The 10196-nt window shown below is 52.1% G+C and carries 9 protein-coding genes and 2 pseudogenes; 6 read left to right on the plus strand and 5 right to left on the minus strand.

Annotated features, from left to right (window positions below):
* A pseudogene (locus Q0231_RS00235) lies at positions 1 to 183 on the plus strand (transcriptional regulator); the annotation flags it as partial.
* On the opposite strand, the gene Q0231_RS00240 reads toward Q0231_RS00235, so the two are convergent.
* Together Q0231_RS00240 and Q0231_RS00245 are read right to left on the minus strand one after the other, a co-directional pair.
* Positions 180 to 842 (minus strand): response regulator transcription factor, encoded by a 663-nt coding sequence (locus Q0231_RS00240; RefSeq protein ID WP_269392726.1) that lies wholly within the window; start codon positions 840 to 842, stop codon positions 180 to 182. The pseudogene Q0231_RS00235 and the gene Q0231_RS00240 sit on opposite strands and share 4 nt — an antisense overlap.
* A gap of 92 nt (positions 843 to 934) precedes the next feature.
* Positions 935 to 1342, minus strand: coding sequence for a MerR family DNA-binding transcriptional regulator (locus Q0231_RS00245; RefSeq protein ID WP_269392727.1), 408 nt, complete (start codon positions 1340 to 1342; stop codon positions 935 to 937).
* A 231-nt stretch (positions 1343 to 1573) separates the two neighbouring features.
* Between Q0231_RS00245 and Q0231_RS00250 the strand changes: the two genes are divergently transcribed.
* The 5 genes from Q0231_RS00250 to Q0231_RS00270 all read left to right on the plus strand — a co-directional run bounded on the left by Q0231_RS00250 (position 1574) and on the right by Q0231_RS00270 (position 7788).
* On the plus strand, positions 1574 to 5065 hold the full coding sequence (locus Q0231_RS00250; RefSeq protein WP_299343561.1) for a peptidoglycan-binding protein: 3492 nt from the start codon (positions 1574 to 1576) through the stop codon (positions 5063 to 5065).
* A gap of 126 nt (positions 5066 to 5191) precedes the next feature.
* Entirely contained in the window at positions 5192 to 6121 is a 930-nt protein-coding gene (locus Q0231_RS00255; protein ID WP_269392729.1) for a sulfite exporter TauE/SafE family protein, read from the plus strand.
* Positions 6118 to 6882 (plus strand): TIGR02186 family protein, encoded by a 765-nt coding sequence (locus tag Q0231_RS00260; protein ID WP_299343565.1) that lies wholly within the window; start codon positions 6118 to 6120, stop codon positions 6880 to 6882. Before Q0231_RS00255 ends, Q0231_RS00260 begins: the two co-directional genes overlap by 4 nt.
* A 4-nt stretch (positions 6883 to 6886) precedes the next feature.
* A complete protein-coding gene (locus Q0231_RS00265; RefSeq protein ID WP_299343566.1) occupies positions 6887 to 7345 on the plus strand; it encodes a DUF3429 domain-containing protein in 459 nt (152 codons plus the stop codon).
* Complete coding sequence (locus Q0231_RS00270; RefSeq protein WP_299343568.1) at positions 7345 to 7788, plus strand: GNAT family N-acetyltransferase; 444 nt, start codon at positions 7345 to 7347, stop codon at positions 7786 to 7788. Before Q0231_RS00265 ends, Q0231_RS00270 begins: the two co-directional genes overlap by 1 nt.
* On the opposite strand, the gene pdeM is transcribed toward Q0231_RS00270, so the two are convergent.
* From pdeM to Q0231_RS00285, 3 genes and pseudogenes are all read right to left on the minus strand, one after another.
* Complete coding sequence (gene pdeM / locus Q0231_RS00275; protein WP_299343570.1) at positions 7785 to 8498, minus strand: ligase-associated DNA damage response endonuclease PdeM; 714 nt, start codon at positions 8496 to 8498, stop codon at positions 7785 to 7787. The two genes, Q0231_RS00270 and pdeM, sit on opposite strands and share 4 nt — an antisense overlap.
* Positions 8498 to 8947, minus strand: a complete 450-nt coding sequence (locus tag Q0231_RS00280; RefSeq protein ID WP_299343572.1) for a GNAT family N-acetyltransferase — start codon at positions 8945 to 8947, stop codon at positions 8498 to 8500. Before Q0231_RS00280 ends, pdeM begins: the two co-directional genes overlap by 1 nt.
* Positions 8947 to 10196, minus strand: a pseudogene (locus Q0231_RS00285) (DNA ligase-associated DEXH box helicase); the annotation flags it as partial. The gene Q0231_RS00280 and the pseudogene Q0231_RS00285, both read right to left, overlap by 1 nt.

Consider the following 10196-nt stretch of genomic DNA (forward strand, 5'->3'; position numbering starts at 1 on the left):
CTTTGTCGCCAATGCCTTGACTGGAGCGAACGGCGCAACCATTTGGCCGGGACTTTGGGCAAAGCGATATTGGACCAGATGCTTGAACGCAATTGGGCCAAACGCGAAGTCAATTCGCGGATCATTCAATTTTCAAGAGAAGGTGAGAGGCAGTTTACTGCCCTACTCGCAAAACAAAACTAGTTGCGCGCAACCGCATCGATTTGCCCCTGCTCCAACTTAGACGCCGCAATCACCGCTTGGGTGCGGCTATCTACGTTAAGCTTTTGCAAAATGGCAGAAACATGGGCTTTAACCGTCGCTTCAGAAACCGACAGTTCATAAGCGATTTGCTTATTCATCAACCCATCAGAAAGCATCATCAGCACCCGCACTTGTTGTGGGGTCAGTGTGGCCAAACGTTTGGTATATTCAGCAATCTCGCTGCTTTCATCATCAAAGGTAAACCCATCAGGCACCCAAATGCCGCCTTCAAGTACCGTTTTGATGGACGAATGGATTGTATCCGGCCCCACCGATTTGGGCAAAAAGCCCGATGCGCCAAGGTCGATCGAACGGCGCACTGTGGCGCCATCATCGCTTGCCGAACAAATCATCACAGGCACTTCTGGGAATTGCGCGCGAACAAGCAACAAGCCTGAAAATCCACGAACGCCGGGCATCGCCAAATCAAGCAAGACCAAATCGCAATCGCGGTTTTGCTCTAGCAAGGATGTGAGGGTTTCTAAATCACCAGCTTCGTCAATTGTGCATCCTGCACCATTTTCAGCTTCAATGGTTTGCCGCAATGCCGCACGAAACAAAGGATGATCGTCGGCAATAATGATGCGATTTACAGACATTTAGCTTCCTGTGCTGCCCTTATATTTCTGGTGTAGCGCAACATTTGGATGATAACAAGTCGCGCAAAGCAGTTTCGGTTTTGCATTTCGCGCTACTCGTCCAGCGTTGCACCTGCTTCAACCATGCCCGCAATGATTTTCTCCACGCGTTCGAGTTCTTGCAGGCTGATTTCAATACTTTCCCGACGCTGCTTGAGCAGCAGGCGTTGTGAGCGAATTTTGGCAAGTGCTTTGCGCATTTGACCATCATTTCCATCGCGCAATTCGTAGCTTTCTAGGAAATCTTGGATTTCACGAATGGTCATGCCGATTTGTTTGCCGTTTAATATCAGGCGTAGCTTTGTGCGGTCCTTGTTGGAGTAAAGCCGTTTTTGCCCAATTCTGCGCGGCTTAAGCATGCCTTTGTCTTCATAAAAACGCAGAGCGCGATGGGTTATGCCGAAAAAATCTGCCAAATCACCAATCGTGTAAACATGTCCGCCGGCTGCATTTGTTGGCATATTTCATTCTCGCTGAATTGTCGCGTTTTCAGGTGATATTACCCTGCATTGGCAGAATGTGTAGGCGCATCAACCGCATATTCCGATAATTGCACCGCGAATCGGGGCTGATTTTAGTCAATTTGCACCAAGAGTTAACAGCTTCTTTACCATGTTCGCTGAATGGTAGGACTGTTCGAGAACAAGATATTCGGGTGGTTCGTTTTTTGCCACCCCTTTTATGGATAGAAAATGCCAAAAAGTCGCTCTCATCTGGCCCAAGCGCCATCAGCAAGTCGGTATGGTTCCGCCCCACAGCCTTGGGACGCGCTTAAGAGTGAACTTGAGGATTTGCTGGGGCAAGTGCAAGACCAAATTTCAGAGTTTGAAGGTGATGATGTCCATGAGCCACAATTGCATTCACAAGTCGGTCGACCAATGAGTGGCGCCAGCGATTTGGAAATGCGGCGCCAAGAGGCCCTAATGAATGTGCGCACGGCCGTGGATCGCCTTGGGGCGAAGCAAGAACGACCAAAGAAAAAATCCAAGAAGAAGAAAAAGAAGCACGCTGGCAATGATTTAGAGGCCGCGATTGCCCAAATTCGCGCCTCCACGGGCCGATTGGACAATGACACCCCACCGCGCTCAGTTAAAGATCACCACGACAACGCCAATTCAAGCTATCAAACCCAGCAACAAGATTTTGGACGCGCGCAAGAATACGCACAAGCTCAAAGCGCAGCACAGAACCAGAGTTTTGAACGGCTTACAGGACAGATTGAAGGGCTACATCGCAGCATTCGGGATTTGGCTGGCGCGGTGCCAGGCAGAGACAGTTTTGCGCGTGTAGAAAACCAGATCGCGCAACTAAGCGCGGAGATCGACGATCATAAATCTCCACAAGCGAATGCCATTAGCGACCAGTTGGACGGCCTGCAATATGCGCTTGAACGGTTGGCAGAACTGCAAGTGCGCCAAATTGGGCATATCGAGCAAATCAAAACCCATGAAGAAAACGATCATGGTGCTGAACGGCAGCAACGGATTGAAGAGAGCATCCGCTCGATCTACGAAAAATTTGATACGCTAGAACAAAGCATTGAACGCCCAAACAGTAGCATCGAAACGATTGCCAAAGGCATTGGCAGTATCGCTCGGGCTGTTGGCGATATGCAAAAGCGCAGCCAGAACGACCAAAGCCACAATATTTTGGCCCAGATTGAGAATCTATCTCAACGCTTGTCGGCCATGGACAATGGCCAACCCAATGCACTCACACAAGATGTGAAGCGCGAGATGCAGGGATTGCGCGGCCAATTGGTGAGTGCGCTTGAACCCCGCTTTACCGCTCTTGAGACGCGTTTGGATGATTTTGCGACCAGTGGACAAGTGCCCGGCGCTGCTGCTGACTACCAAAATGTCACCGCGCGCATCGAAGAGATGGAAGACCGCATCACCCACGCAATTGAGGGCATATCCAATGCGCAAGTTGGCGAGGCTGGTCAATCAGGCTCACCACAAACTGTTGCTTTGCTCAAGGCGATGGAAACACGTTTGTCCGACGCGTTGGTTGAAATTCGTGATGCTGGCTCACAAGCCAACAACGGCTCAACCGTTTCACTGGATTCCCTTCATGCGATGGAAAAACGCATTGGTGAAGCCATTTCTCGGCTGCCAAGCATCGCGAAGACGCCAAACGACGATCAATATGACGGTCTGCGCGCGATTGAAAACAAACTCACACATAGTCTGCAACGGCTTGAAGCGCTTTCATCAGCGCCGCGCCCTGCACAAACGCCCTCAGCGGCTCCCGCACCAGTGTCCACAGCGTCAGCTTCTGCCGCTCCGCAAGAGCCATCGGTACAACAGCCGCAACGCAAAACCGAATCTGGGATCACAATCAAATCCCCACCCGTTCGCAGCAATGTTGCAACGCCATTGGCTGCTCTTAAGCAGAGCGAGCCTACTGTTTCATCAGCGGTAACTGCGCCAAAAACGCAGGATGCGGAAACCCCGCCGACGCCTAAATCTTCGTTTGGTTTTAACGAAAAGCCCGCCGAACAACGGCCGCAGCGCTCTGCGCCCATGACTTCGACTACGTCTTCGCCCGCGCCTTCGCCTGCAGTTTCAACGACAGAACAGCGCGAAAGCAGCTCAACAACTAAACAGTCCCGCGAAAGCTTTATTGCAGCGGCACGACGTGCAACTGTTGAGCGCACAGAACCAAGTGCCGCTGTGTCTGGGAACGGCGGGTTATTGGGGCGCGCACTTGACCGCATCAAATCCATCAAACAAGGCAACGCCGAGAATGAGGGTGCGGACCAGCAGCCCGAACAACAGGTTGCGCAAGAACCTTCGCCGATCGTTGAAGCTGAGACCAAACTAGAGCGTTCGCAGACACGCGAAGATGTGCGCACTTTGTCTGTTGGCCCAGAGCCTGCGCGTCCGCAATCGCTTGCCGATACGCCCAAACCCAAAAGCGCTTTGGACGAAGCCGAATTGGCATCCAAGAGTGATGACGCTGATCAAGAGGACACCCACGAAGGGGAAAGCTTCTTAACCCGCAACCGGCAGCCGATTTTGCTGGCCGCTTCGGTGGTTGCCATTATTGCCATGACGGCAAATTTGGTTTTGGACAAAGGGCAAACCACAGATAGCTCAACCATTCCAGGCAGTGTGCAAGAAGCAGACGTGAGTGAGGCACCGCGCCAAATCAGCTTGACCGAGGTTGAAACTGCCCTTTCAAACGCACAAGCAATGCCTGCTGAAACTGTGTCTTTGACCAGTTCAATGGCCATTACTGATCAGAGTGTTGGGTTGGTTGCGCCAACGCCGCAGCTGGTCGACAATGAAATTGTCACCGCAAGTATTCCAAATTCTCCAGTGGAAGTTGAACTGCCACCAACAGAACTTGGGCCTACCGCCCTGCGTGAAGCCGCTGCAAATGGCGATCCGCGCGCGCAGTATGAAGTTGGGATGATTTTTGCCGAAGGCAAAGCTGTGCCCAAAGACTCTCAAGAGGCAGTCAAATGGTTTGAACGCTCTGCTGCCACCGGGTTTGCTGCAGCACAATATCGACTTGGCACCGCCTTTGAACATGGCTTGGGTGTGAACAAAGACTTGGACCAAGCCAAACTTTGGTACTTGCGTTCAGCTGAAGCTGGCAACCGGATGGGTATGCACAACCTTGCGGCCCTGCACGCCAGCGGGCCAGATGGCGAAAGAGATTTCAGCATAGCCGCACGCTGGTTTGAAGAAGCAGCAATGCGCGGCGTGTTGGACAGTCAGTTTAATCTGGGCATGCTTTATGCGCGTGGATTGGGCGTGAGCCAAGACTTCACAACGTCGTTCAAATGGTTTTCAATTGCTGCAGCCAATGGCGACAAAGATGCGCAGAAGGCCCGCGACGATGTTGCTCGTTCTTTGGACGCGGCGCAAATGAGTGAAATCAAGCGTGAGTTGGCTGAATGGCGCCCAAAGCAGATTGATCTCATCAGCAACTTCGCTCCAATTGGTACGTGGGATAAGAACTTCAATCCTGGTGTTGAAATCAACCAACGCGAAGTGGTGCTTGGTGTTCAGATTGCTCTATCCAAACTTGGTTTCCAATTGGGCACACCAGACGGCGTGATGGGACCCAAAACCCGCGACGCGATTTCACAGTTTGAGCGCACCCTTGGCATGAGCCAAAGCGGCACTATTAATCCACGTTTGTTGACTGTGTTGAATGGTCAACCCGTCTAAACACATGCAGGTGCTGTGTAAATAGTCTGTTTCAAGGCGAAACGCCGTGTATCGGCGATTGACAGGGTATTGGTGCGCGCCTAAACCGGATAGTAACCGAGCCCTTTAGAAGCAGGATGCACCGCCGTGCAACTCTATTTGCCTATCGCTGAAATCTCACTCAACATTTTCATGTTGATTGGGCTTGGCGGCGCGGTTGGTTTTCTTTCAGGTCTATTTGGCGTTGGTGGCGGCTTTTTGCTGACCCCAATGCTGATTTTTTCTGGCATCCCGGCCCCTGTTGCTGTTGCTTCGGTCACGGGCCAAGTTGTTGCCGCTTCAACATCTGGCGCACTCTCATATTGGCGACGCGGCGGGATCGACGTCAAACTGGCCTCGTTCCTGATCATATCGGGCATTTTCGGGGCTTTTGGTGGCGTCTGGACCTTTGGCGTGTTGCGGGCGGCGGGTCAGCTCGACCTTGTGATTTCGTTGGGCTATTTGATCTTTTTGGGCTCTATCGGCAGCTTGATGCTGTTTGAAGCTGTGGGCTCGATGATCAAACATAAAGCGGGCAAGACTATTCCGCACAAATTACCTGGCCAACATAGCTGGGTGCATGGTTTACCCTTTCGTGTGCGCTTTAAACGCTCCAACCTTTATGTGAGCATTTTGCCTGTTGTGCTGATTGGCGGAAGCATTGGGTTTTTGGGATCATTGCTGGGCATTGGTGGTGGTTTTATTCTGGTGCCCGCGCTGATTTACATTTTGCGGGTGCCCGGCTCTGTTGTGATTGGTACATCTTTGTTGCAGGTGCTTGCCATTATGGCGGCCACCACCATTCTGCACGCGGTGAACAGTCAGACCGTTGACATATTGCTGGCCTTTTCGCTGATGGTTGGTTCTGTGATTGGCGCCCAGTTTGGCGCATCGGCCGGACAGCATTTGCGCGGTGAACAGTTGCGGGCTCTTTTGGCGATTATTGTTCTGGCTGTGGCGATCCGCTTTGCTTTGTCGCTATTGCTTACCCCTGCAGATCCATTTTCGATGACCATCTTGCCCGGAGGCGTCACATGATGGTTCGCGTTGCCTCTTTGCTGGTCATCTTTTTTGTCGGGATTGTTGAAGCCTCTGCACAACGACTTGTTGCGTCAAGTTCTGATCCACACATCTCGATCACATCAACATTTTCTGGTGAAGAAATTACCTTTTTTGGCAATATCGAGAAGGCGTTTGACCAAAGCCCAAGCGCAATTACCAACAATTACCATATTGTGATTGCTGTGCGTGGTCCCTCGTCTACCCGGGTTGCGCGCCGCAAAACAAATCAGTTTGGGGTGTGGTTGAACGGAGAAGAAGTCGCTTTTAAGAGCTTCCCCTCGTTCTTTCATATCATTTCAAACCTGCCATTGGAGCAAGTTGCAGATCAGCAAGCACTGGCGGTTAATGGGCTAGCGTTTGATAGCGCACCGTTTTTGCAGCCCGTTGGTAATATTGCCAAAGCCGGAGAATTCAGCCAAGAGCTGATCCGGCTGATGAAGGAGCAAGACCTCTACAAGAAAATCGAGCACGGCGTGACCTTCCACTCGGACACATTTTATTCGGCGCGCATCCAATTGCCAGCACATGTGCCTAACGGCAATTACATTGCGATCACCCATTTGTTTCAAGATGGGCAACTCATGGCCAAGAAAGCGCAAAGATTTTCTGTGCGCACGGTTGGGTTCGAGCGGTTTTTGTCCTCCAGCGCCAAAGACTATTCATTTCTTTATGGACTTGTGTGCGTTTTACTTGCGATATTTACAGGGTGGTTGAGCGGAGTCGCTTTTAGGAGGTAACGGAATGAATAGCCTTCCTTTGTTTTGGTCCAGAACCGTTGCCTTTGCCGGTCTTGCGGGCTGGGTTCCGTTTTTGCTTGGTCTACTTCTAACGCTTTTTCCTGCTCTTTCCCCATTTGATCCGGTAGTTTTTGAACGCGCACTGGTGGGCTATGGCGCGCTGATCCTTTCGTTTTTGGGCGGTGTACGCTGGGGCATCCGCTTGCAAGGCGGTGCAGGCACCGATTTGACATATATCGTTGGCACCTTTGGCTCGATTGCCGGCTTTATCACCTTGTTGCTGCCGATCAATTTGGGGCTGATTATCCTCACCATTGGCTTTGCCATTCATGGGGCATGGGATGTTGCTGCGGGCATGAGTGGCCGTGTGCCGCAAGCTTACGCGCGCTTGCGCGCGGTTTTGACTTGGCTTGTGTGCCTAACGCTATTGCTCACTTTTGTTGCTAGACTGTTTGTAGGCTAATGCTGAAGTGTACGATCAGAGATATCACCATTAGAGACAGCCTTGCGCTGCAAGATATCTATGCACACATGCACCCCAAGGACCCTGAAGTCTCAGAACCCGCTTTTCGCAACGCCCTGGCACTGGCCATTGACGATCCGATGCAACACATAATTGTGGGCGAGCTCGACGGGCCAATTGTTGCGGTTTGCACAGTTTACATTTTGCCTAATTTGACGCGTGGCTGTCGCCCGTTTGGGCTGATTGAAAATGTAGTCACTCATCGTGATCATCGGCGCTTGGGCTTTGGCCGTCAGGTTTTGGCGGAAGCCAGCGAAAGGGCAAAGCGCTTCGGTTGCTACAAGCTCATGCTCATGACCGGCAGCAAACGGGCAGAAGTGCGCGCATTCTATGAAGCCGCAGGGTTTAAGCAGAATAAGACCGGCTTCCAGATCAGATATTAGCGCCCAATCAAATGCCGCTTGGCGACCGGGTAGATCTGTTCTCGCCCGATCACAGCGATCATCAAATTGTTGCGGTCCAGAACACCGTCAAAGGCTGAGTTCAGGATATTCAGGCTGCCCGTGGAAACGCCAAATGCGGGCATAATTAGCCGGGTTTCATCCGAGACAAAACAGGCGCGTCTGATCGAGCGGCCATTCATGCGCACATGTGCGGCAGGGTGCAAATGCCCGGCGATTTGGTTGGTCACTTTGGCGTCCGGTTCATGTGAAAGCACTATGCCATCAAGCGCAACACTTTCACAGCAATTGCCCCCCAACTCATGCGCTGCGGGATCATGATTGCCCGCAATCCAAATCCATTCCGTTGATTGGGTCAGCTGCGCCAAGGCATCCGCATCCTGCACCGACAGTGTTGTGGTGCCCTCATCACGGTGGAAGCTATCGCCCAGTGAAATCACCCGGCGCGCACCTGTTGCCGCAATATCATCGGCCAGCAATTTGATCGTGGCCCCCGTGTCGTAGGGTGGCAAGAATTGGCGTGACTTGGCGAAGGATGACATTTTTTCCAAATGTAAATCCGCCACCAGCAGTGTTTCATGCTCAGGCCAATAAAGCGCACCCGATAGTAAGCCAACAAATTGTGCACCAGCGAAATTTAGGTCGAACCCAGCGTATGAAACCGATGATTTTTTCCGCACTGATCCGGTCATTATAAGTTCTTCCGGAATTGCACGACGCGGCCAATCTCGTGGAAACCGCAAGCCTCATGTGCTTTGTGGCCATCGACATTTTTAAGCTCTGAATCCGAAGCCATGTGCGGATAACCTTGCTCGCGCGCCCAATCTGCTGCTGTGTCAATTAGCGCTTTGGCGATGCCGGACTTGCGGAACTCTGGTTGAACGAACCAGCCTTCCAGATAGGCGACCGGGCCATCATAACAGCCGTCCGCATAGGAGCGTCTTGCGATGTCAGCGAAGCCAACCGATTGACCATCAACGAAGGCAAGGAATACGATTTGCAGGTTTGGATCCTCGCCGCTCAAATACAGCTTTGCTTCCGTTTCTGCGTCCTCATCGGTAAAGCCACGAAACAGAATCTGGCGCATCTTGACCCAATCGCGCCATTCTTCTGGCTTCATTTTGCGGACTTCAAATTGCATTATTTCTTTCCCGACGCCTCACGGAGCAAATCTTCTGCTGCTTCTGCCAACACGCTTTCTCGGCCCTCACCAAAGATCGGCTCCTTACCAATTTCCAGCATAACCGGCACCGCAAGCGGAGAGATTCGCTCTAAATCCTTATGGATTATATGACGGCGAATGCGTTTTAAACAGGTGCCAAGTCGTTCAATATCCAACAATCCACGCGATGCATCGCGGCGGGTGGCCTGCATCAGGATATGATCGGGTTCATGCTCATAGAGCACATTGTAGATCAGATCCGACGACATGGTGATTTGGCGGCCCGATTTCTCTTGCCCCGGATAGCGCCTCTCAATCAGTCCAGAGATGATCGCGCAATTGCGGAACGTGCGTTGCATTAGGCTTGATTCATCCAGCCATGTTTCCAGATCGTCCCCCAACATGTCTTCGTCGAACAATTCATCAAGCGACAAGCGGCCCCGTTTGAATTGCGCGCCAATATCCGTTGCGCACCATATGGCTAATGCATATTCTGAGGCGACGAACCCCAACGGTTTAGCGCGATCTCGCTCCAGCCTTTTGGTCAGCAACATGCCCAATGTTTGGTGGGCCAACCGCCCCTCGAACGGGTAGCAGACCATGAAATATTTATCCGCTTTGGGGAAGGTTTCCACAAGCAAGCTTTCTTCACCCGGAAGGGTGGAAACATCGCGCTGCAACCGCAACCAATCGCTGACTTGGTCGGGCATTGCTTGCCAGAGTTTGGGCGTGGCCAGTGTTTTGCGCACCCGTTCGGCAAGGTAGGTCGATAGGGGAAATTTACCGCCCATGTAGGAGGGAATTTTGGGATTTTTCGCCACCGCGCGGGACACATAAGCTTCCGTATCTTTAATCGCCTCAAAGGCAACGATTTCGCCGCCAAAGATGAAGGTATCGCCGGGTGCGAGTTGGGAAATGAAGTATTCCTCAATTTCCCCCAGAACGCGCCCGCCCCGGCCAATTGGCCCGGTGGTTGCGCCACGTTTTTGGCCGCGCGACCGCACTAACCGCACTTTGAGCATAGGCTCTTCAACAATGGTGCCCACATTCATGCGGTATTGCTGCGCGATCTTTGGGTGAGCAATGCGCCAGGTGTCGTCTTCCGTTTTGCGCAATCGCGCGAACCGCTCATAAGCGCAAAGGGCATACCCCCCGGTTGCAACGAAATCAACGACCCGTTCAAATTGCTCCCACTCAAGGTCGCGATAGGGCCAAGCACAGATGATTT

The organism is uncultured Maritalea sp., from assembly GCF_937139385.1.
In the GTDB taxonomy this organism is placed as follows: domain Bacteria; phylum Pseudomonadota; class Alphaproteobacteria; order Rhizobiales; family Devosiaceae; genus Maritalea; species Maritalea porphyrae_A.

Coding starts and splice junctions, on each gene's coding strand:
- Q0231_RS00260 (WP_299343565.1), top strand. CDS start 6,118: ATGATGGTTCGCGTTGCCTCTTTGCTGGTCATCTTTTTTGTCGGGATT.
- Q0231_RS00240 (WP_269392726.1), bottom strand. CDS start 842: ATGTCTGTAAATCGCATCATTATTGCCGACGATCATCCTTTGTTTCGT.
- pdeM (WP_299343570.1), bottom strand. CDS start 8,498: ATGACCGGATCAGTGCGGAAAAAATCATCGGTTTCATACGCTGGGTTC.
- Q0231_RS00270 (WP_299343568.1), top strand. CDS start 7,345: ATGCTGAAGTGTACGATCAGAGATATCACCATTAGAGACAGCCTTGCG.
- Q0231_RS00250 (WP_299343561.1), top strand. CDS start 1,574: ATGCCAAAAAGTCGCTCTCATCTGGCCCAAGCGCCATCAGCAAGTCGG.
- Q0231_RS00280 (WP_299343572.1), bottom strand. CDS start 8,947: ATGCAATTTGAAGTCCGCAAAATGAAGCCAGAAGAATGGCGCGATTGG.
- Q0231_RS00265 (WP_299343566.1), top strand. CDS start 6,887: ATGAATAGCCTTCCTTTGTTTTGGTCCAGAACCGTTGCCTTTGCCGGT.
- Q0231_RS00245 (WP_269392727.1), bottom strand. CDS start 1,342: ATGCCAACAAATGCAGCCGGCGGACATGTTTACACGATTGGTGATTTG.